The 25,786-nt window shown below is 58.2% G+C and carries 16 protein-coding genes; 6 read left to right on the top strand and 10 right to left on the bottom strand.

Annotated features, from left to right (window positions below; all coding sequences use genetic code 11):
- Positions 1-10: 10 nt before the first annotated feature.
- Both M9Q49_RS12640 and M9Q49_RS12635 read right to left on the bottom strand, forming a co-directional pair.
- Positions 11-1,651, bottom strand: coding sequence for an AAA family ATPase (locus M9Q49_RS12640; protein ID WP_254509106.1), 1,641 nt, complete (start codon positions 1,649-1,651; stop codon positions 11-13).
- Entirely contained in the window at positions 1,648-2,448 is an 801-nt protein-coding gene (locus tag M9Q49_RS12635; protein ID WP_254509105.1) for a PIG-L deacetylase family protein, read from the bottom strand. The genes M9Q49_RS12640 and M9Q49_RS12635 overlap by 4 nt, the downstream gene beginning before the upstream one ends.
- 458 nt (positions 2,449-2,906) lie before the next feature.
- Here M9Q49_RS12635 and M9Q49_RS12630 point away from each other — a divergent pair, with 458 nt between their 5' ends.
- From M9Q49_RS12630 to msrB, 3 genes are all read left to right on the top strand, one after another.
- Positions 2,907-3,779 carry a ThuA domain-containing protein gene (locus M9Q49_RS12630; protein WP_254509104.1) on the top strand — a complete coding sequence of 291 codons (873 nt, stop codon included), beginning with the start codon at positions 2,907-2,909 and terminating at the stop codon, positions 3,777-3,779.
- 139 nt (positions 3,780-3,918) lie between these two features.
- Positions 3,919-6,537 (top strand): alpha/beta hydrolase-fold protein, encoded by a 2,619-nt coding sequence (locus M9Q49_RS12625; protein ID WP_254509103.1) that lies wholly within the window; start codon positions 3,919-3,921, stop codon positions 6,535-6,537.
- Between the two features lie 30 nt (positions 6,538-6,567).
- A complete protein-coding gene (gene msrB / locus M9Q49_RS12620; RefSeq protein WP_254509102.1) occupies positions 6,568-7,053 on the top strand; it encodes a peptide-methionine (R)-S-oxide reductase MsrB in 486 nt (161 codons plus the stop codon).
- On the opposite strand, the gene M9Q49_RS12615 is transcribed toward msrB, so the two are convergent.
- The 3 genes from M9Q49_RS12615 to M9Q49_RS12605 all read right to left on the bottom strand — a co-directional run bounded on the left by M9Q49_RS12615 (position 7,050) and on the right by M9Q49_RS12605 (position 9,146).
- Complete coding sequence (locus tag M9Q49_RS12615; protein WP_254509101.1) at positions 7,050-7,511, bottom strand: GAF domain-containing protein; 462 nt, start codon at positions 7,509-7,511, stop codon at positions 7,050-7,052. The genes msrB and M9Q49_RS12615 overlap by 4 nt on opposite strands.
- A gap of 55 nt (positions 7,512-7,566) precedes the next feature.
- Positions 7,567-7,941: a YciI family protein gene (locus M9Q49_RS12610; protein WP_254509100.1), complete on the bottom strand. Its 375-nt coding sequence runs from the start codon at positions 7,939-7,941 to the stop codon at positions 7,567-7,569.
- Positions 7,942-8,021: 80 nt separating this feature from the next.
- Positions 8,022-9,146 carry a hypothetical protein gene (locus M9Q49_RS12605; protein WP_254509099.1) on the bottom strand — a complete coding sequence of 375 codons (1,125 nt, stop codon included), beginning with the start codon at positions 9,144-9,146 and terminating at the stop codon, positions 8,022-8,024.
- Positions 9,147-9,437: 291 nt separating this feature from the next.
- Between M9Q49_RS12605 and M9Q49_RS12600 the strand changes: the two genes are divergently transcribed.
- Complete coding sequence (locus tag M9Q49_RS12600) at positions 9,438-10,601, top strand: serine hydrolase domain-containing protein (RefSeq protein ID WP_254509098.1); 1,164 nt, start codon at positions 9,438-9,440, stop codon at positions 10,599-10,601.
- A gap of 4 nt (positions 10,602-10,605) precedes the next feature.
- Here the strand turns inward: M9Q49_RS12600 and M9Q49_RS12595 are convergent, their stop codons facing one another.
- Positions 10,606-12,120, bottom strand: coding sequence for an alpha/beta fold hydrolase (locus tag M9Q49_RS12595; protein ID WP_254509097.1), 1,515 nt, complete (start codon positions 12,118-12,120; stop codon positions 10,606-10,608).
- 47 nt (positions 12,121-12,167) lie between these two features.
- The gene (locus M9Q49_RS12590) at positions 12,168-14,345 is read right to left on the bottom strand and encodes a Tex family protein (protein ID WP_254509096.1); all 2,178 of its coding nucleotides are present in this window, start codon (positions 14,343-14,345) and stop codon (positions 12,168-12,170) included.
- A 277-nt stretch (positions 14,346-14,622) separates the two neighbouring features.
- Here M9Q49_RS12590 and M9Q49_RS12585 point away from each other — a divergent pair, with 277 nt between their 5' ends.
- Entirely contained in the window at positions 14,623-15,417 is a 795-nt protein-coding gene (locus tag M9Q49_RS12585; RefSeq protein WP_254509095.1) for an SDR family NAD(P)-dependent oxidoreductase, read from the top strand.
- Between the two features lie 128 nt (positions 15,418-15,545).
- On the opposite strand, the gene M9Q49_RS12580 is transcribed toward M9Q49_RS12585, so the two are convergent.
- From M9Q49_RS12580 to M9Q49_RS12570, 3 genes are all read right to left on the bottom strand, one after another.
- Positions 15,546-17,753, bottom strand: a complete 2,208-nt coding sequence (locus M9Q49_RS12580) for a hypothetical protein (RefSeq protein WP_254509094.1) — start codon at positions 17,751-17,753, stop codon at positions 15,546-15,548.
- Positions 17,754-18,569: 816 nt separating this feature from the next.
- Positions 18,570-21,494 (bottom strand): alpha/beta hydrolase, encoded by a 2,925-nt coding sequence (locus M9Q49_RS12575; RefSeq protein WP_254509093.1) that lies wholly within the window; start codon positions 21,492-21,494, stop codon positions 18,570-18,572.
- A gap of 134 nt (positions 21,495-21,628) precedes the next feature.
- On the bottom strand, positions 21,629-22,879 hold the full coding sequence (locus M9Q49_RS12570; protein WP_254509092.1) for an SGNH/GDSL hydrolase family protein: 1,251 nt from the start codon (positions 22,877-22,879) through the stop codon (positions 21,629-21,631).
- Between the two features lie 556 nt (positions 22,880-23,435).
- Here M9Q49_RS12570 and M9Q49_RS12565 point away from each other — a divergent pair.
- Positions 23,436-25,772 carry a Kelch repeat-containing protein gene (locus M9Q49_RS12565; RefSeq protein WP_254509091.1) on the top strand — a complete coding sequence of 779 codons (2,337 nt, stop codon included), beginning with the start codon at positions 23,436-23,438 and terminating at the stop codon, positions 25,770-25,772.
- Positions 25,773-25,786 lie beyond the last annotated feature (14 nt).

Here is a 25,786-nt window from a genome sequence, read left to right as displayed (position 1 = left end):
TGACGGCGATTTAAGGCGTTTCCAATTCGCCCCACTCGGCGGTAAACGTCGCCTGACATTTCGGGCAACGAACTTGTTTGCCGAGGAAGTTGAGCGGCGCTTTTACCGCGGATTTGCATTCCGGGCAACTCTGTACGACGCGCGCCGGCTTTTTTTGATCGATCGCCACGGCAGTTTCAGGCGTGCCGTGCAGTGCGATGTCGTCAACCTCGAAGGTCGTTAAGAGCTCCTTCGTCAGCGGCGCGATGCCAGCGATGCGATTCGCCAGGCGGCGAATCGACTGCTCGAAAATGTTTCTCACGAGTCGGCCGTTGCCGAAGTGCTCGTCGCGCTGTTCGTGCAACCAGGCGAGTACCAACAGTAAGCGTCCTTGGCCGTCACCGGTGACGTGGTAGTGATTCTGCTCACACAGCGACTTGAAAATCTGGCCGAGTTCGCCCGGTGTGTAATCGGCAAAGGTCAGCTGCGTGTTGAAGCGCGACGACAAACCGGGATTGCTCGTTAGCAATTGATCGAGCGGTTCGGGATAACCGGCAAAGATGATGGCCAGGCGATGCCGATCGTCTTCCATCCGCTTGAGAATCGCCTGCACGGCTTCGTTGCCGTAGGGGTCTTCGCGGCCGTCGGCGACCAGGCTGTAGGCTTCGTCGACGAAGAGCAACCCACCGAGGGCTTCGTCGATTTTCTTATTCGTTTTTGGTCCGGTCTGACCGGCAAACTCGGCGACGAGCGCGCTCCGGTCGACTTCGACGAGATGCCCCTTTTGCAACAAACCCAGCGCCGCATAAATCCGGCCGATGATTCGTGCGACGGTGGTTTTCCCGGTGCCGGGATTGCCGCGGAAGACCAGGTGCAAACTGAGCGGCGTTTGCGGCAGCCCCAACTCTTGCCGTTGTCGTTGCAGTTGCAGCACGTTCACCAAGGTGCGAACTTCGGCTTTGATCGATTGCAGACCGGTGAGTTGTTCGAGCTCTTTCAGCGCGTCAGCAATCATCTCTTGCGGCGACTTCGCATTGGCCGGCGTGGCCGAAACAATGATCGGTTTCTCGGGCGCCTTTTTCTCGATGATCGCCCGCGCCTTCGGCTCGGGAATCGAAGCCGTGGCGTATTGCGTCGTCGGTTCATCGATTGGCAGCAGCTTCAAGTGGCGATCGATTTCACCCTGAATCGTCCGCAAAATCGCTTCTTCGTCGACCGAGACATAGCCATCGATCTTCGCGGTCAGATTCGCCACCTGCATCACGACCGACTCGAGTTCGGCGACACGCAGTTGCAGCGGCGGCATGACATCGAAGGGTCGCAGCAAGCTGTACCAACTGAGCGTCGAGGCATGTTTGAGCACTTCCGGCAGTGTTTCGCGGACGCGCTGCGGCGTAATCGGTTCGCCGTAGGCATGCGTCAGCAACGTCGCGGCCAGACGTTGTTCTTCGACCGAGCACACGCGATCGCTCGTCGCCACGGCAGCAAAGACCTTCACCAGCAAGCCGCGGTGCAGGTTATCGAGCAACTCGACATACGCCTCGGGTTCGCCGGCAATCAGATGCGGACATTGCTCCACGCATTGATGCGCGCCGCTCACATACAGCTCGCGGCATGCGTGCAGCGCCTGGGCGAAGGCTTTCGCTAGTTCGTCGAATGAGGCCTGCGTCATACTTCGGCTGCGGGTGATTGCGGAGAAGGTGAACCAGCGACCAGCACGTGCGAACCGAGTGCGGCGCGAAGCGGATCATCGGCAGGATCGCAAAAACCCATATGCAAATGCCGCCGCCAACCTTCCGCATAGTCGAACACGCACGACATGCGGCCCAGTTCGGCATCGAGGGCCGACATCGTATCCAAGTACGAATCGAGCCCCTGACTTTCATCTAGCCAATGCTTCTGACTGACATGCAGCGCGAGCAGCTCGCGCTTCTGCGCTTGCAAGCTCGTTACATCGACCATCAGTTTCGGCTCGATGAGATTGCCCAGCGGATCGCGATGCGAATACGGCTGCGCGTGATACACGGTCACTTTGTTTGCCACGTGCGGCCGCGGCGGATCGGTCGAAAAGTTCGGCATGCCGCGCGTGAACGCTGCCGTCGTTGCCAACCGGCAGGCATTGGTGTGGTCTTCCATGTAATCCGACGGTGAATGCGTCAGCACGATGGTCGGCGCGACCTCGCGAATGACCGCAGCTACCTTGGCCAGCGTCGGCCGATCGTAAAAAATCCCCAGATCGTCGCAAATGCTTTCATGAAACGTCGCCCCCATCGCGGCGGCAGCGTTCATCCCTTCCTGGCGACGCATCTTGGCGATTGTCTGCACATCGTACTGAGTCGTACCACAGCAACCGTTGGCGAGATTCCAGTAATGGATTTCATAGCCGGCAGCACGCAACCGCAACAGCGTTCCTGCCATCAGGAATTCGATGTCATCGGGATGGGCGGCGATGGCGAGGGCGGTGGGCATTAGATCGAGAAGGCTCGTGATTTAGTTTAGTGACCAGATTGTATTCGATCGGTGGCTGGAGAACCGTATTCGACAAGTTCAACATATTTATCACAAACGCCATGAAACTGTTGCTCACCGGCTCTCAGCTCTGAGCTGATTCTTTTCAGTTCCAAGAGCGTCTGCTGTCGTTGCAATTCTCGCTGAACTTGCCACCTGCTGTACTTGGAGTAGCAAAACCCTAGCAGCGGGCCGAAGAGGAGCACAACGAGCAGCAGAGCGCGGAGTGAGTATTTCATATTCTTAATTCTACTCGCTCGCGAAAATATTTGGCCAGCTTGAAAACCTTCCGCGGAGGGCGCTACCACGACAGGATGATCTTTTCTGAGCTATACTTCCGATGCGCGAAATTTCCGCTGCCAGAACCCGTTTCTCGCAGCGAGTGCGCAGTTTTCATTTCCCACCTTCAGGTATTCACGATGAAACGAACTCTCTCCCTCCTCGCTCTTTTGCTCGCGCTGGTCGGCAGCGTCAGCGCCCAGGAAAAGGAATCCAAATCGGATTCGGCTCCCAAGGAAACGGGCTATCGCCTGCTGATGATCACGCAGTCGGCTGGCTTCCGCCACGGCAGCGTTACGCGCAAAGATGAAAAACTCTCCCCAGCCGAAATCGCCATCACCGAGCTCGGCGTGAAGAGCAACCTCTTCCGCGCCGATTGCAGCCAGGACGTGGCCAAGGATTTCACCAAGGAAAACCTGAAGAACTACGACATCGTCCTCTTCTACACGACCGGCGACCTGAAGATTAAGCCGGAAGATCTCGACTACTTCTTTCAAGAATGGTTGACGAAAAAGGGGCACGGTTTCATCGGCACGCACTCGGCCGCTGATACCTATCACAACTACAAGCCCTACTGGGACATGATCGGCGGCACGTTCAACGGCCACCCGTGGGGCTCGGGCGAAACGGTGACCGTCACCGTGCACGACACCAAGCACCCCGTCAGCAAGCCGTGGGGCGAAGAGTTCAGCATCAAGGACGAAATCTATCAGTTCAAGAATTGGCAGCCAGAAAAAGTGCACGTGCTGATGAGTCTGAACATGGAAAAGACCAAACTGAAGAAGCCCTACCATGTTCCAATCGCTTGGGTGAAGAACTACGGCGAAGGGAAAGCCATGCACATGAGCCTCGGCCACAACGAAGCCGTGTGGGCTGATCAGCGCTACATGGATTCGCTCCTCGGGGGCATCAAGTGGGAGCTGAATCTGGTCGAAGGCGATGCCACGCCGAACCCGGACCTCTCGGCCGCTCAAGAAGAGAAAGCCAAGGCTGACACCGAAGGGACGAAGTAGTTCCCTCGTCGCGTCTTTAAGTAGGACGGACCATTGGTCCGTCCGGAAGTTTAAGGAGAGTAGTTGGGCGAGTACCCGCTCGTTGGACGGACCACTGGTCCGTCCTACTTCACACATCGCCGTCTTGGGGAGTTCTCTTATGCATCGCTGCCGACGAGTTCTGCTGTTGTTGTGCGCATTGTCTTTGCTGTTCGCTGCGTCCCTGCAGGTTGCCACGCTGGCGGATGAAAATCCCGACCGTGTGGTCCAGAAAGATGTTCCGCAGGGCAAGGTGACAGCGGGCCAATTCAAGGAGAGCAAAATCTTTCCGGGGACTGTGCGCGACTACAGCGTGTATGTGCCGGCGCAGTACAAGGCCGATGAACCGGCGGCGTTGATGGTGTTCATGGATGGCGGCGGTTACTCGGGAGCGAATGGCGGCTTTCGCGTGCCGATCGTGTTCGACAATTTGATCCATCAAAAGGCGATGCCGGTCACGATCGCCGTCTTTGTGAATCCCGGCAACATCCCGGGGACGATGCCGGGAGCGGCTGGTCGCAGCAATCGTTCGTTTGAATACGACTCGATGGGCGATGCTCACGCGCGGTTTCTGGTTGATGAGTTTCTGCCCGTCGCGCTGAAGGGGCTGAACGTCTCGGCCGATCCCGCCAAGCGCGGCGTATGCGGGATTTCATCGAGCGGCATTTGTGCCTTTACCGTCGCTTGGGAAAAGCCCGATCAATTCGGCAAGGTCATCAGCCACATCGGCAGCTTCACGAACATTCGCGGCGGCTGGGCTTATCCGGGGCTCGTTCGTAAAACGCAAGGCAAGAAAAAAGACATCAAGGTTTACTTGCAGGATGGCCGCGAAGATCTGAACAATCTGCACGGCAACTGGCCGCTCGGCAATCAGGACCTGGCCGCAGCGCTGCAATTCGCCGGCTATCAGTACAAGCTGGTGATGACCGACGGCGGTCACAGCGGCAAGTTCGGCGGCGAATTGCTCCCCGAGGCGCTCAAGTGGCTGTGGGACGACAAAGCCGAATCGACCAATATTCCGATCGTGAATACCAAGCCTGCGTGGGAGCCTCATCCCGACGCGGTCGCAAAGGATGATGTGCCGAAGGGGACCGTCGAAAAAATGGAGCCCTGGGAAGAGTCGAAGGTTTTCCCGGGCACCACGCGCGACTGGGCCATCTATGTCCCCGCTCAATACAAAGCCGATCAGCCGGCTGCACTGATGGTGTTTCAGGACGGCGAAGGGATGCGCAACCTCACTGGTCGCTGGCGGGTGCCGATCGTCTTCGACAATCTGATTGCCCGCGGCGACATGCCCCCGACGATTGCTGTTTTTCTGAATCCCGGCCACGACAAATCGAAGCCGCGCGAAAACAACAAGCACTCGAACCGCGGCTTTGAATACGACAGCCTCGGCGATCGCTACGTTCGCTTCCTGCTGGAAGAAATCATTCCGGCCGTGAAGAAGAAATACAACATCTCCGACGATCCGGAGATGCACGCCATCGGCGGCTCGAGCTCGGGCGCGATTTGCTCGTTCACCGCGGCCTGGGAACGGACCGATCAGTTCCGCAAGGTTTATTCCAGCGTCGGCAGCTTCACGAATCTCCGCGGCGGCAATGTCTATCCAGCGTGGGTTCGTAAGACCGAACCGAAACCGATTCGCGTCTACATGGCCGATACCAGCGGCGACGTCGACAATATGTACGGCAGCTGGCCCTGGTCGAATCAGCAGATGTCGTCAGCGCTGAAGTACATGGGCTACGACACCCGCTTCGACTGGGCCGAGGGTTACGCTCACAACGCCGACTTCGGTGGCGCGAAGTTTCCGGAAGCCATGAAATGGCTATGGCGCAAAGAAGTTCACAAGCCGGTCTATGACACGCGCGGCGATCTTGGCGGCGATCTGACGCTGCTCAATCTGCTCATCCCTGGCGAATCGTGGGAACTGGTCGCTGGCGATCTCGGTTTCGCCGATGCTTTGTGCGCTGATAAGGAAGGGAACTTCTATTTCTGCGATATGAAAGCCCCTGCCGTATTTCGCATCAGTGCTGCCGATGGCGCGAAGACCGAACTCTGCAAGGAATCGGTCAGCGGTCTCGAGTTCAGCCCCGATGGTTCGCTCCTCTACGCTTGCCAGGGTTCCAAGAACCGCGTGATTTCGATCAATGCAAAATCGGGCGAGGTCAAAACGATCGCCGAAGGGGTAAAGCCCAATGACCTGGCCGTCACGCGCGACGGCATGATCTTGATCACCGAAACGGGCGCCAAGCAAGTGACGCGAATCAATCCGCAAAACGGCGAGGTGTCGCCGGTCGACACGGGTATCGCCAAGCCAAACGGCATCGGACTATCGAACGATGGCGGCACGCTGGCTGTTTCCGACTACGGTGGCGAACATACCTGGACGTTCCGCGTCAACGCTGGCGGAGTGCTCGATGCCAAGATGCCGACCATGCCGATGCGTCTGCCGATCGATCCCAAGGGCGAATTCAAGTTCGGCGAGGCCCCGCCTTACGTGGCTGCCTCGAAGGGGGATGGCTTGGCCGTCGACAAGGCAGGTCGCTACTACGTGACGAGCGAACTGGGCGTGCAGATCTTCGACCCAACGGGCCGACCCTGCGGCGTGCTGCCGAAAAAAGACCCGGACCAACCTCTGACCAGTTGCATCCTCGCGGGCAGCGATCACAGCACCCTGTACGTCGCCAACGGTAAGAGCATCTACAAGCGCAAGCTTACCGTTGAAAAGCCCAAACGTTAGTTGGTGCGGCAGAACCGCAGGAGAAATCAAATGACTTCAGTGCATGTATTCGACCGCAGCGGGAAATTGGTCGGCCCCGTGGAATCTGCCGAGTGGAATTTGTCGGACGACGAGTGGCGAGCGCGCTTGACGCCGGAGCAATTTCGCGTGTTGCGCAATCAGGGAACCGAGCGTGCATTCTGCGGCACGTTGCTCGACAACAAAAAGACCGGCGTCTATACCTGCGCTGGCTGTGGGCTGCCGTTGTTTTCTTCCGATGCCAAGTTCAACTCCGGCACCGGCTGGCCGAGCTTCTTTCAGCCAGTTGCGAAGGAAAACGTGCTGGAGAAACGCGACGACAGCCACGGCATGGTTCGCATCGAGATCAATTGCGCTCGCTGCGATGGTCACCTGGGACACGTCTTTCCCGATGGACCGCGGCCGACCGGACTGCGGTTCTGCTTGAACTCGGAGTCGCTCAATTTCACGCCCGCCGAACAGTTAGATTCGCTCGCTGAGCCGGCGGCTGGCGCTTAGACATCGGAGCAATCGAGCAGGGCCTGAGCAATTGCTGCCAGCCCGGCGGCATCGTCGGCTGAGAATCGGTTCAAGATCGGACTATCGAGATCCAAGACGCCGATTAGTCGAGTGCCGACGATCAGAGGGACCACAATCTCTGATTGTGAAGCCGAATCGCAGGCGATGTGGCCAGGAAACTGGTGGACGTCGGGAACAACGATCGTTTCCCGGCGAATTCCAGCGGTACCGCACACGCCTTTGCCCAGCGGAATGCGCACGCAGGCCGGCTTACCTTGAAACGGCCCTAGCACCAGGTCATTGCCGCGCAGGAAATAAAAACCGGCCCAATTCAAATCAGGCAACGTCTGAAACAGCAGGGCAGCGCAGTTCGCGGTGTTCGCAATCCAGTCGCGCTCGCCTTCAAAGACCGAGACGAGCTCCCTCAGCAACTGTGAGTAGGCAGGCGACAACGACACGATAAACTCCTGACTGCGGGACCCAACGCGATGTTCCGCATGATACCTGATCCAGCTATTGCTTGATCGCAAAGTCCTCGGCGGTAAACACCTGACGGATCTCAATGATGTCGCCAGCCAGCGCCGGGCACTTCTGCGCCCATTCGACCAGTTGTTCTTTTGAATCGGCTTCCACCATCCAATAGCCGCCGAACACTTCTTTGGTTTCGACATAGGGACCATCGGTCACGGTCGGCTTGCCGTCACCAAACGACACTCGCGCACCCTTGCTGAGCGGATGCAAACCGTTGAGCGACAGAATCTTCACCGCTTTGCCCAGTTCCTCGTTGAATCGGCCCATCGCTTCCATTTCTGTCAGCTTGGGGGCAAAGCCGTCCAGCTTGGGATTGTTGCGATAGACGTTCGGGATCATCAGCATCATGAACTGCATGGTATTTCTCCAAAGATAGGTGTTTGCGTCCGACATCTGTAGTCGTTCGGCCGAAGAGCAAATCGACACCCATTTCGAACTTATTCCAGTCCGGTTAGCTCTTTGGAATAACAGCGTCGACGCTTGTGCTGGCGACGCTCAAAGCCCTTCCAGATCAGCTGCACTTGCAGATTGGTTTCGAGCTCCGGATTAGTCTCGGCGGTAGGAATCCCATACTTCAAGCAGGTGGTCAGGATCTTTTCCAGGATCATGATGTGCACACCCTTGCTGCGAAACTCCTTGCGCAGCGCGATGATGTAAAAATCGGCGCGGTTGTTTTTCTGCAGCGCTCGATACAAGTGCCAGAAGCCAAACGGCAACAGCCGGCCCTGCGCCTTTCGCAGCGCCAGCGATAACGACGGCATGGTCAGTCCGAAGGCGACCACTTCATTCTGCTGATTGAGAATGGTGGAGACGAAATCTGGATTGACGTAGCCGAAATACTGCTCGGTATAGAACTCGATCTGCTTGTCGGTCAGTTCCACAAAACCATAGAGATGACTGTAGGCATCGTTGACCAGTTGAAAGATCTCGCGAGCATAAGGGCGCAGTTCGCTGGCACGCTTTACCTCCAACTGACGCAAGCCGTAGCGCTCCTGCACCTTGCGCGAAAACTCAGCGAAGCGCGGCGGAATTTTGCCAGGCGAGAAGATTTCATACTCCAACCAGTCAGCGCTCTTGCGGTAGCCGCACGCCTCGAAGTGCTCTGGATAATAGGCGTGGTTGTAGATCGTGGCGAAGGTTCCCATTTCCTCGAACCCTTCCACCAGTAGGCCCTCTTTGTCGAAATCCGAAAAGCCGAGCGGGCCATGGATGTGCTGCGTGGCATGTTCGCGAGCCCAAGTCTCCACCGTTTGAAATAACCGCGCCGATACCTGACGATCGTCGATGAAATCGATCCAGCCGAAGCGGGCCGTCGAGCCGCCGAACTTCTTGTTTTCCGCGTGGTTGATAATCCCGGCAATCCGCCCCACGATTTGGCCGTCGCGCCGGGCTAGCCAATATTTTTTCAGGCAATGTTCGAAGGCCGGATTCTTATCCAGCGTCATGATTTCGTCACGAATCAGTGGCGGCACCCAGTAGCGGTTGTCCCGATAAAGTTGAAAGGGAAACTTGACGAAGGCCCGCAACTCGCCCGGCGTCGTCACTTCGCTGATCTCTAACATCGGAATAATTGGTGCAACTTCCGGGCAATATCCAGCGAAACCCCAGGATGACCAGTGGGTGAGGTTCTTCCGCTCTGGTTGAGTCGGCAATCAACAAGTCGAAATCCAGTGGCGAATCTTACACCGAATCGGCCACGGCGGCCTGAGGTAACTGGATTGGTTATGAGGAATGTACCTGCAAGTGCCTGGCGGCGTGGGCGGCGTTTTCGTCGGCTGTTTGAAATCGGTATAGTGCATTCCTCTCACAGTTGCGCAAGGCAACTTGCTCGCCCATTTGAGGAAGACAGAGATATGTCGAGTCCGCTCGCCGTTGGCACGTGGTGTTTCCTTTTCTTCGGCTTGGTTGTGTCCGCTCACGCCACCGATGCCGTTCCTGCCAGCCCTGACGTCGCGGCGGTTGTGCAGCCGTATTTGGATCAGCACAAGATTGCCGGCATCATCGGCATCGTTGCCGACAAAACGGGAAAGGTTCATTTCAAGAACCTCATGGGCTACGCCGACGTCGAGGCGCAGAAGCCAATCGATGAGAACAACGTCTTCTGGGTCGCGTCCATGTCGAAGATGTTCGCCGGGGCATCCGTCATGATGCTGGTGGACGAGGGCAAGCTGAGCCTCGACGATCCCGTGACCAAGTACATTCCGCAGTTGAGCAAATGGATGGTCGTGGAGGAAAAAGACGCGTCGCACGTGCTGCTAAAGCCGCTAGTCCGGCCCGTTACGATTCGCCATCTCCTCAGCCACACCAGCGGCCTGACCGGATCGGCAGAAGTCCAGCAGGTGACTGGGGCAGACACCACGCCGCTCAAAGTTCGGTCCCTAAGTTCGGTGACCGGCCCGCTTCAATCGCAGCCCGGGGAAAAGTATGCCTACGGCAATCAGGGAATGAACATAGCTGCCCGCGTGGTTGAGCTGGTAAGCGAGATGCCTTACGAAGAGTTCCTGCAGAAGCGTTTTTTTGATCCGCTGGGAATGTCGGAGACTACATTCTGGCCGAGCGCGGCCCAGGTCGCCCGCTTGGCCGGAGCTTACGGCCCGAATAAGAGCAAAACCGAATTCGCTCGGGGGAATATCGGCTTCCTGACAAAGCCCTATAGCGATCGAACTAACCGCCATCCTGAGGCTGGGGGCGGCCTCTTCTCCACCACGCACGACATCTTTCGCTACGGCCTGATGCTGGCCAATGACGGCGAACTCGACGGCAAACGCTACTTGTCCGCTGCGGCCATGGATGAACTTCGAAAAGAGCAAACCGGTAGCACCAAGGTGAACTACAGCCTGGGTTACCACCTTCGCAACGGCATGTTCGGCCACGATGGGGCGCTCGGTACCGACTTATCAGTCGATCCCAAGACCGGCATGGTCACGGTCTTCATGGTGCAATGCACGAGCGGCGACCAATGGGCGGCCCGCGACGCGTTTCTCAAAGCGGCGACAAAGGCCTTCTCGAACAAATAGCCTCTTAAGGGTTCGGCTGGCAGCGGAGAATGAAGTCGACAACTGCTTTCACGTCGCGCGGCGCCGTCGGAAAGTGCCCCTTGCCCTCTTCGACGATGACCGTCACCGAACCGCCCAAATCCTTGTATCGTTTTTCCAACACTTGGCTCTGGCTTGCGAGCCATGGATCGCTGCTGCCACAGACGTGCAGAACCGGAACCTTGGCCTTCGCTAACGACTCCAGCCGATCCAGCGGCTGCGTCTTTGACATTCGGCTCCGCAGCAGGGGGTTCTCAGCGTAAACGCAAGAAACCTTTTCCGGATTCTCGATCGCCCAGGCGTATGCTTCGCCGGCCGCTCCGCCCGCTCCCTCCAGCACCGGCGTCTTCGACAGACCTGCGTCGGTGAGGTGCTTGTAAACGGTATTCCATTGATCGAGCACAGGGCCATCGGTATCGGTTGGCACCGGGCCAGTGACGATATGAAACCCTTGAGCCAGCAGGGCCAGATCGACCAACGAATCACGACCAGTCGCGTCGGCGCGGAACACCCAGGGATTACCCGCTGCGGACGTGCGCGGCACGATGACGGTCACTGGCATGCGGATGTTACCGATGCGGAACTCGTAGCGATCGTACGACGGTGCGAACCAGGGCCCGCGACAAGCGACGAATGTTTTCTCGCTGGGCGCCTCGCGGTAGTCGCTGGCCGAGGCATAGAAAGACGTCTTCGTGGCTGACTTTCCCACGAATTTTGGCGGCTCTACGACGACTGGCTGCTGACTTTGTTCGATGAAGTCGGCCAATGTCTTGGGGTCGCGCAGGCTGTGCGGGTGGTGAGCGGCCCCGTCCTTGATCATCAGCGAGATGCGGCCGCCGAGTTGGACATAAGATGCTTCAACCATTTGAGTGTGGTTGATAATCGGATCGATGCTGCCACAGACGTGCAGCAGCGGAACATCGGCCTTGGCCAGGTCGCCGAGTCTGGCAATTGCCTCTCGGCTGACGGCCGGATTGTCCATGTACAGGCACGATACTTTCTCTGGATTGGCCGTGGCCCAGGTGTAAGCGTTGCGGCCGCCGCGGCTCATGCCAACGAACGCCGGTTTCGTCGACAGCCCATGCGTCTCCGTCAGAAATTTGTACCAAGCGTCCCACGGCTTACCCGCGTCGCAATAAACAAACCCAATGTGAAAGCCGCGCTTCAGCAATTCAATTTCCGTCTGCGGTTCGTGGTCGAAGTAATATCCCTGCCATGACCAAGGCTTCCCGGCCGCCGGAGTTTTCGGCGTTACCACGACGCAGCGCAATTGCCCCTTCACTGGAGTTTTGACCGAGTTGCCTTCGTCGGCGCCGGCCTTGTGCGGCTTGATCTCGAATGTGACTTCGTCCATCAGGAAGTCATATCGATCGAACCCATGCCAACTCGTCTTTTCGCCGGTGAATGTTGAGTCTTCGGCGCGGGTCGCTCCAGACCAGATCATGATGGCTAGTAGAATGCCCACGAATCGCATCACTTTGGCGTGGAGGGAGATTGTCATGCCAGATGTCCTGATGAACCGGATAGTGAGAGAGGGAGTCCGATAAACTACATCGCCTGCTTGCGTGAAACGGCAATTCGTTTGCGGTCGAGATCGACTTCGAGCACCTTCACGCGAACCACATCGCCGACGGCGACAACTTCGCTGGGATCTTGGATGAACTTGTTCGCCAGTTGCGAGACGTGAATGAGCCCGTCCTGATGAACGCCGATATCCACGAAGGCGCCGAACTTGGTGACGTTGGTAATGACACCTTCCAAGACCATGCCAACTTTGAGATCCGACAGTTCGTTGATTCCTTCCGCAAACTGGGCGACTTTGAATTCGCTCCGCGGATCGCGCCCGGGCTTGGCGAGCTCGGCGAGAATATCCTGCACGGTTGGTAAGCCAAACTTCTCATCAACGAAATCGGCGGCTTGCAGCCGTGTGGCAAGCGTGCCGTTGCCTACCAACTCTTTAGTAGAAACATTCAGCTTGGCCGCCATCCTCTTTACGACGTAATAGCTCTCGGGATGAACTGCCGAATTATCGAGCGGCTGCTGACCGTCGCGAATCCGTAAAAATCCCGCGGCTTGTTCGAAGGCTTTGCGTCCTAGCTTGGGAACGTTTTCAAGTTCTTCGCGCGATTTAAACCGGCCGTTGGCATCACGGTATTCCACGATCTTTTCCGCCAGCTTCGGTCCGATGCCAGCGACGTGAGCCAGCAGCGGCGCGCTTGCCAGGTTTACGTCGACGCCCACCAGATTTACGCACGACTCCACTTCGCGGTCGAGACTTTTGCGGAGCAGTGATTGGTTCACGTCGTGCTGATACTGTCCCACGCCGATCGACTTGGGATCGATCTTCACGAGTTCCGCGAGCGGATCCTGCAAGCGATGGGCGATGCTGATCGCGCCGCGAATCGTCAGATCGAGATCCGGATACTCTCGCGCCGCGAGTTCGCTGGCCGAATAGATCGAAGCGCCGGATTCGCTGACTTTGACTTGCGTGACCTGGAGCCCGTTACGTTTGATGACGTCCGCCACAAAGGCTTCCGTTTCGCGCGAAGCCGTGCCGTTGCCGATGGCGATCAGCTTGGCGTCGTACTTGGTGATCAGTGCTTTCAGCGTTTGAGCAGCACCCTCCAGGTCGCTTTTCGGCGGCGTGGGATAGATCGTCGTGTGGCTCAAAAACTTACCCGTGCCGTCGACAACCGCGAGCTTGCAGCCGGTGCGAAATCCCGGATCCACGCCAATCGTCATCTGCGGTCCCGCCGGCGCAGCGAGGAGCAGTTCGCGCAGATTACTCGCAAAAACGGCGATCGCTTCCTGATCGGCCCGGTTCTTCAAATCTTCGAACACTGCCGATTCAACAGCCGGCAGCAGCAAACGCTGGTAGCAATCTTCCACTGCGGTTTGCAACTCGCGATAAAACTCGAATTGCGGATTGTGAGCCAATTCGGGCTTGATGTTGGCCAACACGAACTCGTCGTCGAGCTTCAAACTCACTTTAAGCAGGCCTTCGGCCTCACCGCGATTCATGGCCAGCAGCCGATGCGAAGGAACTCGCTTCACGGGCTCGCGATGATCGAAGTACATCTCGAACTTACTAGCCTCGGCTTGCTTCCCGCGCTTGACCGTCGAAGCAATCACCCCATAACCGCCGGCTTGCTCCAGCAACCACTGACGCAACGGTGGATGCTGCGACCACTGTTCGGCCAGGATGTCGCAAGCACCTTGCAACGCGGCCTCCTCAGTTTCGACACCTTTTTCCGCATTCACGTAAGGCTTGAGCACAGTGCTCTTCGGCCGATTAAGCCTTTCCTGCCGCAACAACAGATCAGCCAGCGGTTGCAAGCCGCGCTCACGCGCGGCAGTTGCCTTGGTTCGCCGTTCTGGTTTGAACGGCAGGTAGAGAGACTCGAGCACTTGACGGTCGGTACACGTTTGAATCTGAGCTTGGAGCTCTGGCGTGAGCTGCCCTTGTTCGTGAATGGTCTTCAGAATCGTTGTCTTGCGCTGAGCCAGTTCGCGTGCCTTAGCCAGCGCATCTTCAATCTGCCGCAACGCCACTTCATCGAGACCGCGTGTCGCCTCTTTGCGATAGCGGGCGATAAAGGGAATGGTGTTCCCCTCGTCGAGCAATTGAACCGCGGATTGAATTTGCGCCGGACTAACTCCGAGCGCCACGCCAATTTCGCGAATCGTCTGATCCAAATCAAAGCAGTTGAACGACTTCTCTTCCATGACACTTCACACACGTGAGACAAACTGGGGACCACCGATAGCTTGCCACAGTAATGCACGCGAGCAATCGAGACCATGCCGGTTCGCCTGTACCGGATTGCCATCGGCCTACGAGCGTTGGAGACCGTTAGTACACCGACCGAATGCCGCAGATTCTGCACTCGATCACTGCGGGCAGGTACTCGGCTACCTCTATCTTTCGCTCATGGATCGCAGAGTGAAGTGTACAAGCTTCGGCGGTGCAGCCAACCGCTGAGCTGGACTGTAGAATCCGCGGATGAAAACTTTTGCCGATTCGGTCGTATTGATCACGGGTGCTTCTTCGGGTTTCGGTGCGGAGTTCGCGCGGCAACTCGCGCCCGTCGCGAAGACACTCATCCTTGCTGCTCGCCGTACGGAGCGATTGGAAAGCTTACGCGATGAATTGGCTCGGCCCGGGCTCACGATTCAGCTCTATACGGTCGACCTGGCCGACGCCGCTGCGACGGCAGCCTTTCTGCAAGAGCTCGCGCGGGGAGATCAGCGGGTGACGCTGCTTATCAACAACGCGGGCCTCGGCGATCACGGACTGTTTGAGGATTGTGATTGGCCGAAGGTGGAGCAGATGCTCTTGGTGAACGTCGTCGCGCTAACTCGCTTGACGCGAGCGTTGCTGCCGGAACTGATGGCTGCTCGCGGCGCGGTCCTCAATGTCAGCAGTGTCGCCAGTCTATTGCCGTTACCAACGCTGGGAGTCTATGCGGCCACCAAGGCCTATGTGACCAGCTTTTCCGAAGCCCTTCGCGCCGAACTGCGCGGCACGGGCGTTTCTGTCACCGCGCTTTGCCCCGGACCGGTAACGACGGAGTTCTTCGACGTGGCTCAGCGGGCCGGCAACACGGATGCCGCGCCTGCTCCCGCAATCCTCAAGGTTTCCGCGCAACTCGTCGTTGCAACTGCCTTGAAGGCCGTGTTGCACGATCGGGCACGCGTCATTCCCGGCTGGCTGACGTCCGTTGCGATGACACTTGCTTCCTGCGTGCCCATGTTCCTCATGCGACTCGGCATGTCGCCGCCGCGTAAAAAGAAGTAACACGGTGCAGGTGAGTCAACGGGTTCGTACGTCGTAGCACAAGATCACGTTGTGCTCTCGCAAATAAAAGCAGCCGTCTGCGGTCGCGAGGCAATGGTGCCTTTTCCCGAAGCCCGCTCTTCCAGGAGTTAGCGGCTGATCAAATAGTACAGGGTGGTCGGAAGTAAACGGATCGATGTCGCATTGGCGGGTGCCGCAGCATCCACCGGATAGCCATTGAAATCGAGTGGCGTCACCTTGAGTTCATTTGCGTCGCTGCGCCGCAACGCAACTCGACCGCTCAGGCGTTTGACTTGCCAAGGATCGCGGCCGATGTTGGTGATGCGTTTGATTCCCGAACCGGCAGGTTCCGAGGCGAAGTCGGTCGCTTGCTCTTCGGAGTTGACTTGCAACAGAATTCGTTTTGAGGTCGCCAGCGGCTCGTTGTCGAGCGACACCGCGATGATGTGCGCGAGGTCGAGATCGCTCTCGATCGTCAGCGCCGGCAATTCAATTTTACCTGCCGATGCAATCGCGCCGCTGGCTCCTTGCGCGCTGGGCGAGTTAATCAGCAGTAGCCCTTTGCCGTAGTCGAGCTTTAGTTCGCCGTTGGTGCTGGCTACGGTTTGCGATTTGCGGTCGATGTAGCGAGCAGCATCGACGGTTTTGACATTCGCTGGCGTGTTGGCGAACTTCACTTGCGTGCGGCCGACGTAGTGCAGCAGCGGATCGAGCCGTTGCCCCGGTTTCACTTCGACACCCTGAGGAACGTCTTTCAGCCGCAGTTCGTCAAACGATGCCTCTTGCGGCAACGGCGTTCCTTGCAAGCGAAGTAGCTCATCTTTGTTGAGCGTCGCATCCGCCACGACATCGCCAGCAGAAATTAGGCCGCGACGATAAAGGAGCGCAGCCGCAGGAAACTGTCCGAGCATGGCCGGAGTGGCGATCGTCCATTGCTGCATCCAAAATCGCGGCTTGACTTGCCACCGCGCGCCGTCGAAGGCGAAATGCACGATGCAATCGCTGTCTTGCAGCGCGCCATAGGCTGCGAAGTAGAGCGGCGCCTCGGAGCGAAAACGATTGGGGCGGGTGAAGGTTACTTCAGAGATCATCGACGGCTTGTCGCCGTACTGCGGATCCATGATCGGATGCACGAATTGCTTCGGCTGGCCTGGTTCACCGCCATCGAACCGCAGAGCGCTCCGATCGCTGTAGGTGTGATCCTGGCGAATCGACCAGGCTGCATTGTCTCCCTTATGGTTGCACTCGAAATAACCATGCCGATCGATGAAGTCGCCAGCGAGGTAGCTGAGTTTCTCCAGCGGGCCGAGGCGCTCGGGACTGGCGGTGTGCCAGTTGCTCGCCGTGACGAGCCCTTTGAAACCGAGCTTACGCAGATAGTCACGGGTCTCTTCGTAGAATCGAGTTTGCGTTTCCAACAAGAATGTCGCCGTATCGACGTCGCGGGGCGTTCGCTCGTTGAAGATGTTCCACAACGGCCGGATGCCCGCACGGCCTTCGGCGAAGGCATCGCGCGGCAAACTCAGTTTGTTCCACGCTGCCGATGCCTTGTCGAGCGAACCATATTTCTTGATAAGCCAATCGCCGAACTGCTGCTCGATGAGCTGCAGTTGCGCTGCGGGAATACTCTTCTCGGCGAAGGTCCAAAAGAAAAACGAGTCTTCGTTTTGAATCTCGACGCCGAACACGGCGGGATCGGCGAGCAGCGGCTGCTTGGTGGTTTCATCCTGCGTGGTCAGCAATGCGGCGAGCCACGCTTGATGCTTCTCTTGAAACTTTCGATTGAACATGAGGGCCGCAAACGGGTGCTGTTTGCCGTCGTAGCCAGCGAGCCAGGGAAGATCGGCGCGCGGTGAGAACCACAACGGAAAGTAGATCGAGAAATGCGTGTAGATCCCTTCGGCCTTCATCGCGGCAACGATTTCCTGAGCGCGCTTGATCTTGGCCGGGTCGGGTTCGCCATCTTTATCGAACATCGCGGAATGGACTCGCACCAGGTTCACTCCATACTTGGCGAGCAAACGAGCACAGCGCCGCAGTTCTTCGCCGTGCAGATCATCAGGCGGTCCATTCACCGCCCAGAATCGGACCGGCTTGCCAGTCGCGCTGTGAATGAATTGCCCGTCCTTGGCCGCGATGAATCCACCTTCGCCGGCAAACTTCTCGTTGAGACTGCGCAGGTCGAGTGGACAATCAGCCGCGAATTTATCGACTGGCGGATTAAACGCGAACCAAGTGGCCCGCTCATCGTCGCACACACCCAGACGCGCACCGAGTGCCAGCGTCACGAAGCAGCAAAAACTCAGCAGCAGAGAACACACTGGCTTGGCAGTCATTTCAAACTCATTCGCAGATTGAAGAGTGCGGGGCTCATAAGGATACCGTTACCGGACTCACCGTGGACGAAGTGGTTGGTTAGTTGGTGCTCGCCTGGCAGATCGGCGAGGCCCATGCTCTTCGCCACCGTAGCAGTCTTGAATCCGCGAGGTGGAATATATAACAGGTTATAAAAATTTCTGCGATTCCGGCAATGTCCTGGCAGCCAACGTCTTGCGTCAAAAACAGGCGATGAAATCGGACCAAGTCCATAACCTTTTTATAACCAGCGCCGATCATTCGAACGCGAAGTGATGGCGTCCGCGGCAGCGCTCCCTTCGACATCGGTTGGCTGCTCTCCGCGCGCACCGGTAGCGCAGCGACGACCATCATTTTCAAAAACATCAACCTGAATGAGAAAGATCACTCGCTAATTAAATGCGAATGTGGTGACAACTTAGGTCAGAGTTGTGCACAAAATGTAGCCATTCACGCCAGCGACGCTGTCGCCGCCTTTTCTCTCTCCCCTCGCCCCGTTCGGGGAGAGGGGTCGGGGGTGAGGGGATAATGCGCGAGTTTGACTCAATTTTCTGGCGAACTGTTCGGCAATCCATAGTGCGTGCTCATTAGCACACTCTCGCTTCGGTTCACCCCTCACCCCCAGCCCCTCTCCCCGAAGCGGGGCGAGGGGAGCAGGAAAGGCTGCTGCCTACCGAGCGCTCACGATGCATGCATTGCCAGTGTGAACTTTTACCACAAAATAGGAGGGAGTATCGCGCGGATGCTGAACCTACTCGCCGGCAACAATTTGAGCACTTTTTTAGATCGCACCCAGGTTAGTTGTTGCGAATGGTTGCTGTTTCGCTGGGGGATGATTGCAGGCCGACGCTGTTGACCACGACGATGCGATATTCGGGTAAGCGGTCACCGCTGACGATCGGCAGGTCCTTGTCAATGAACTCGAGCAGCGATAGACCGGCGCCGTAGCGGGCGTCGGGGGTTGGTGTGTCGTGATAGCTCATGGGCTGGAAGAGGGGCCGGCCGAACTTGCCCGTCGGTTTTTCGGGCAGCTGAGCGATCTCTTTGCCATTTCGCAGGATGATGAATTTTTGCAGGCCGCTCTCGAAGTCGGCGCTGACGTCCCAGGTGACTCGCCACGTGCTGTCGAATTGTTCCTGAGCGACTACGTTGGTCGCGGCGGGGGGCTTCGTCGTGTCGCTCACCGCACCGGTTTTTACATATTCGGTCCAAGCCGCTGCGAACTCTTTGCCGGGGAGCCAAACGGCTTGCTTTTCTTCGCCTTGGAAATCGGCGGCGGCGACTGCAGTGTCGGTGTTGAGTTTGGCCAGCCAACCCGCTTTCAAGTCGATGTCGTGCAGCTGACTGTTGTCATCGCTGTCGGCGGCGGGCAGACGGAGTGAGAGGCAAGTGTCAAAAAAAGGAATGGCGAGGTAGCGCGAATCGCCGCACTCGTGACTGGTGCGCGGATCAGGGGCGAAACCGATCGGGGCTCCCTTTTCGCGATAGGCGTTGAACATGGCAATCGAGCCGTCCCAGGCTCCCTTGAAGCGGGCATCGCCGTTTTCTTTTGCGCCGGGATTGAGCATGGCCGGCGTGCGATAGACGGCGGCGGTTAGTTCTGGTTTGGCGATGTCGCCCTTTTCCCAGGCGGGAAAAGCAGTGCCCGAGCGATACCAAACGGCGACCACGCGATCGGGATGGCGGGCCTGCATGATGCTGGCCCAGCTGCCGCCGCCGGAGTGTCCCCACAGGCACCAGGGGGCGGTTTTCAGTTCGGGGCGTTTGACGGCTTTCGCGGCAAGGTCGATGGCCGAGAGAAACGCGGCTTCGCTGCCGTTGCGGGGATCGGACCAGAGGCGGCAGTTCTGTGATTCTTGCTGGCGGTAAGACGGGCCGACGAGGGCACAGTTCCACTTGGCGGCGAGCGCTTGCCAATGGAGATCGTCAGCGGCGGTGCGGCCACCTTCGCAGGCGCCCACGCCGCAGCCATGCTGATGCACGATGATGCCACGGATGGGTTCGAACGACTTCGGCACCCAGAAGTTGAAGTCGACCGACATCGCGAGTTCGCCTTCGACGCCGGTCGGATTAATCTGCACACTGACTCGCCGTCCCTGGGAAGTGACGGCGGGCTGGGCGATCGAGCCATGCTTGGCAATGAATTCGACAATCGGAGTTGAATCGGTCAAACCGTGCGGATGATGGCCCACACCGGCTTTGGGAATGAGGACGATTTCGCCGCCGAGTTTTTTATAGCGTTCGGCAATCACGCCGGTGTTTTCTTCCCACGGCACGACGTCGTCGGCATCGCCATAGACGTGCAGCAGTGGCACCTTGGCTTTGGCGAGCGGCTCCAGATTGTCGACAGGATTTTTGGTGTAGGCGATGGCTTCGGCGTTGTCTTTGAAGCCCCATTGCTCGAGCACCAGCTTCCAATCGCCGGGGCTCCCTTTGCCTTTCCAGTTGTCGCCCAGTTGCTTGCCGCCAGGCCAACTGCGGAAGTCGCAGACCGCAGCGTCGGCATAGATGCAGGCGACCTTGTCGGGGTTCGCTATGGCCCAGTTGTAGCAATAGAGTCCGCCGCGACTGAGCCCGACGAGCGAGACCTTCGGCGACAAGCCGTGCTTGCCCGTCATCTCGGCGTAGCAGTCGTTCCAATGAGCGACGGCCTTCGGCGAGCCGAGCATGTTTGGCACGCTGAGGTAGACAATATGAAAGCCGCGTTTCAGCAACGCGATGTCCGGCGCTGGCTTGTGGCCAAAGAACTCGCCATGCCAGACCCAGGGCTGGCCCGCGGCGGCTTCTTTGGGCGCGACGACGAGGACATTCTTGCCGCCGATTTCAAAGTCGTAACGCTTGAACTCGTTCCATTCCGATTGTTTGCCGGGGAAGGGTGCAGCAGGCGCGGCCGGTGCTGACGTGGCGGCAGGGGCGAGAGTCATGTTCAGCCAGGCAACCAGTTGATCGCGATAGTCGCTGTTCAGCTTGTCCCAGCCACCCATGCCGTGACCGCCACCTTCGATGGTGATCAGGTCGCAGCGGTTGCCGAGGGCCTGGGTTTGCTTTTGAAAGCGAGTCGATTGTTCGTAGGGAACCTGTTCGTCCTTGGTGCCGTGAATCAGCAGGTACGGTGGCAATTTGCCGGGCAGGTTTGTCGTGACCGAAGTCTCGCGGAGCTTCTTCCAGGCATCGTCGTTCAGTTCTTCTAAGCCGAGCAGCGCGGTCATGCTCTTGCCGAGCATGTCTTTGGACTTCACTTGAAATTCGAGATCGTGCGGCGCGTAGATCGGCACGACCGCGGCCAGGCCGAGCTTGTCTTTTTCATTCTGCGCGCCGACCCAGGAAACCAAGTGGCCGCCGGCCGATTCGCCGATGAGGGCGATCCGTTTGGGATCGACCTTGTACTCGGCAGCGTGCTCGCGAACCCAGCGAACAGCCGTGGTCACATCATCGGCACACGCTGGCCAGCGATGAGCCGGCGCGAGCCGATAATCGATCGTGAACCAGGTAAAACCAGCCTTGGAAAGTGGCTGAAACAGGGGCGTGATGTAGTGCTGTTTCGTGCCATTAATGAAGCCGCCACCGTGCACCAGGATGCACGTGGGAAACGGCCCGTCGCCGGCGGGTACAAAGGCATCGAGCTTCAGACTGACATCGCCCACCTTGGCGAACTCGATATCCTTTTTGAGCGGCGGAAGTTCCTGAGCGGGAAGTGAAATGCTTCCAACAAAAACCAACATCAACGCGCAAGTCGCGCGAAACTCAAACGACAACATTTCACTTCCCCGTTTTTCAATTTCATCTCTGCGAACGAAACTCAGTGTAGTAGCCACACTCCGTGTGGCGTGACCCCACGCGGAGCGTGAGGGCTACGCTACTTCACTGCCTTGACGGCGAACTGGTGCTTCACCGGTTGCACGGCTTCATAGATAGAAGCTTGGGCGGCAGCGATTTGTTCCGACTTCTTTTGGAGCACGGCGGCCTTCCGTTCGGCAGCGACATCGGCCAGCCATTCCGGTGCGTTGTACATCACCACGTTGCGGAAGCGATCGTGAACAATCTTGTTCTTGGCGCCGATGGCATCGCGCACCTTCTTGGCCTGCGCGTACACCGGGCCCTTGGTGACATTGCCGAGGTTCACACCCTGGGCGAGTTCCTCAGCCGTGTGCTGAGCCACTTCCACGCCATCGATGACGACCGAGTACTTGCCCGAAGTGAGGCCGGTGACTTTCAAGCCGTACCAATTGAGGTCCTTGAGGTTATTGAGGTACGGCAACAACGAAGCGTAGTCGGGCTCCAGTGGCATCGGCAGCGCTTCGTCGAGACGAGTGAACTCAACGCCGGTCGGATCGGCGGCCAAGCCGGTAACTTTGCAGGAGGTTTCGCTGATTTTGCTGCTGGGGACGTCGATGGTCACATCGCTCACCACGGCAGGGGCTTTCAGCCCGGTCAAAATTGCATGGGCCATCTGCAGGCCGCCCGGCGGTGAGGTGTGAAAGCCGTCGCCGAACGGTTTAACGTTGTCGGCTTTGTCGGCTTCCATCTTTTCGAAAGCAGCGCGGGTCTTGGTGTATTGATCGGCAAAGGCAATGCCGTACTTCTCGGCGCTCTTCGCCAGCGGAGCATAGAACTCCTTCTGCGTTTCGAGATATTCCGCGCCATTCGACTTGTAGCGGCGATCGACAGCGTTGGGCGAGATCAGCGCCACGCGCACGCCGGCGGCCTTCGCGGCATCGAGCATCTTTTCGGTGTTCTTGATGAAGTTGTCGCAGCTACCTTGGTTGAATTTGCCGTAGCCGCCGTCGTTCATGCCGAAGTTGATGGTGACCGCGGTCGGCTTTTCGTCGAGCACGTGGGTCTTGAAGCGGCCCGCGCCGCCGCCAGCCGAGTCGCCGCCGATGCCGGAGTTCAAGAACGACAGTCGCCACTTGGGAAAGCGGGTCGTGAGATACGATTCGAGTTCAGCCGTGTATTGATGCTGCTCGGTAATGCTGTCGCCGAGAAACATCACGCGGTCGCCGTCCTTGAAAAAGAACTCGTCAGCGGATGCGGCTGAAATAGCGAGCGTCAGGAAAAACGCAAACGCAGCGAGCGTTCGCAAGCGGGAAGAAAACCAACACAACATGGCGGGCCTTTCAGGAGAGTAGGTAATAAGCAGATGCGGAGGATTGTAATCCGCTGCGCGCTGCAGTTGCCACTCGGCAGCGCGCGAAGATGACGACACATCGGCTATGGCGGCGCGTATTTTGCCTCGCACTCGAAGCATGCGCATTCAACTAATCGGTCCAGCAATGATCTTCTGCGGTGTGCTCGGATTTGCCGTGGCGCTCCTAGCGCCGGCCGCTTTCTGGGATTACGTTGACCCAGCGCCGGGCGGTCGCGTCGTGCTCGGGTTGTTCGCATCCAGCTGTTTGTTGATCGTGATCGGCGTTTGGCTTCATAGTTTCAATTTGCCGCGGCTACTTTAAGCCGCGCTTTCGCCACTTGACATCCACCCCGCAAATCATAAACTGACTCGCTACTGAGACTGACTCTCAACTTGCTCGCCAGCTCCCCGCCAGCGTCCTTCCCCCTCCCTGGTCGATTGTCAGAAGTTCGGCGGATGCCAGGCTTAGTGCAATGCGGGATGCTCCTCGCTCTGCCCTTCTTTGTCGCGTTTTATCTCCCACCGGGAACTTGCCATGTTTGCGCGCTGGTTCTGCCTTGCTCTCGCCGTTTGCATCAGCCCAACCTTTGCTGCCGATGCCTTTTTGAACCCCATGCCATACCCGCCGTTGCCCGAAGCGATCAGCAGCTTTGGCGCGACGGTCAGCGGCGACGAACTGTATGTTTTCAGCGGGCACATCGGCCGCATTCCCGGCAACTCGACGAACGGCCTGTCGCCCCACTTCACCCGGTTGAAGCTGAGTGACAAAGAACCCAAGTGGGAATCGCTCGCGATGCACGTCCCGTCGCAAAGCCCCGGCCTGGTGGCTTGGAAAGGGAATGTTTATCGCGTCGGCGGTTTGAGCTTTACGAATCAAACCGGCGAGGAAACCGCATTCAACTCGCTGGCCATCTTTGCCAAGTACGACAGCAAGTCGAACACCTGGAAAGAACTCGCGCCGCTCCCTGAAGCTCGCTCGTCACTCGACGCTGCTGTGGTTGGCGACAAGTTGTATGTGGTCGGCGGTTGGAATCTGCAAGGGGCCAGCTCGTCGGACTCGCCTTGGCATGAAGACGCTCTCGCCTTCGACCTGACCAAGGAAGATAGCAAGTGGGAAAAGATCGCCACGCCGCCGTTTCAGACGCGGGCCCTCGCTGCCGCTGCTCACGAAGGAAAATTGTGGGTGATGGGGGGCATGAAGAGCAGCAACGGCATTACCAAAGAAGTTCACATTTACGATCCGGCTTCGAACAGCTGGAGCAAGGGACCGGAACTGCCGGGGAATGACAGCCTTTCGGGCTTTGCGATCTCGGCTTTTGCGACCGGCGGCCGACTGTATTACAACGGCTCGGAAGGGATCGTCAACGTTTTGAAGAAGGACGGCAGTGGTTGGGAATCGGTCGAACGGCTGGTCTTCCCGCGCAGCTTCCATCGGCTGGTTCCGACCGGCGACAAGGGGCTCGTGGCCATCGCCGGCGTGGCTCGTGGCGGCGGCTACCTCGCCAGTCTCGAGACGATTAATCTCGGCAACGACAAGCCGCAACCGAAACTGGCCGAATGGTCGGTGGAGTTCGGCGGTCAGGCCAAGCAAAGTCAGATTTTGTTCCTGCAAGGTTCGTCGCTGTATGCTTTCGGCGGCAACAAGAGCAAGAACCCGCACGACTTTTCCAAAGAGTCGTTTGTGAACGAAGCCTATCGCTTTGACCTCGCGGCTCGCAGCGTCGAGCAATTGCCTAACCTGCCAGCCGGGCTGAGTAGCGGCGGTGCGTTTCTCGCTGGTCCGCGCAATGATCAATCGATCTATGTGATCGGCGGCATCGGCTTCGTCGGCGACAAGCATCAGTCGCTCGACACGATTTATCAGTATCGCATTCGCAGCAAGAATTGGACGGATGACGTCCAGCACTTGCCTGGCACGCGGTCGATGTTCAGCACGGCTTCGCAGAACGGAACCGTCTGGATCTTTGGCGGCGCCGAAGTGAACACCGGTAAGGGACTGACGGCGGAAACACTGACTTGGAGGCCAGACGGTGACGATCCGGCCACTGTGGTGAAGGGGGCTGATATTCCTACATCGCGCCGTTCGCTGGGCGCTGCCACGATTGGCGACAAGGTGTACGTCGTCGGCGGTTTGGGGGCAGAAGTTGGCATCGTCGGCACGGCTGCGGCTTTCGATCTGAAGACCAGCCAATGGACCGATATCGCTTCGCCGAAGACGGCTCGCGTCTTCCCGAATCTTGTGGCTCTCAACGGCAAGTTGTATCTGGCCGGTGGTTTTGCCAAGGTCGACGGTCACTTCGCTCCGGCAACGACGGTTGAAGTTTATGATCCCAGCACGAATGCTTGGGAACCGCTGCAGTCGAACCTGCCGCTGCAAGGCAAGCAGGTGATGGAATACAACGGCCGGCTATTGTTCTATGGTCTCGATCAAGAGAAGTCGGGGCTGGCTCACTTCGCCCTGCTCGACCTCACACCGGAATCGACGGTCGTCTCGGCCCTGCAGAACTTTGGTGGCACCGACGGCGAAGGCGTGGGCGATTTGCTCGCTCGCTTGCTGAAGCTCGACAAGAATAAGGACGGCAAGGTCACGAAGGACGAAGTCGGCCCGCGGTTCCTGCCCATCATCGAAAAGGCCGATGCCAACCAAGATGGCGTGGCGACGAAGGAAGAGATCGAAGAATACGTGAAGAAGAGCCAACCGGCTCCGGCTGGGCGCGAAGGTGGCCGACCCATGGGCCGCGAGGGTGGACGTGAAGGCGGCCGACCGATGGGGCGTGAAGGTGGACGTGAAGGCGGCCGACCGATGGGGCGTGAAGGTGGACGTCCAGGACGCGAGGGCCGCGAAGGTGCACGTCCGCAGGCCAATCCGTAAGCAGCTTTTTTATC

The organism is Anatilimnocola floriformis (assembly GCF_024256385.1).
GTDB classification, from domain to species: domain Bacteria; phylum Planctomycetota; class Planctomycetia; order Pirellulales; family Pirellulaceae; genus Anatilimnocola; species Anatilimnocola floriformis.
This window is presented reverse-complemented; position numbering and strand designations above follow the sequence as displayed.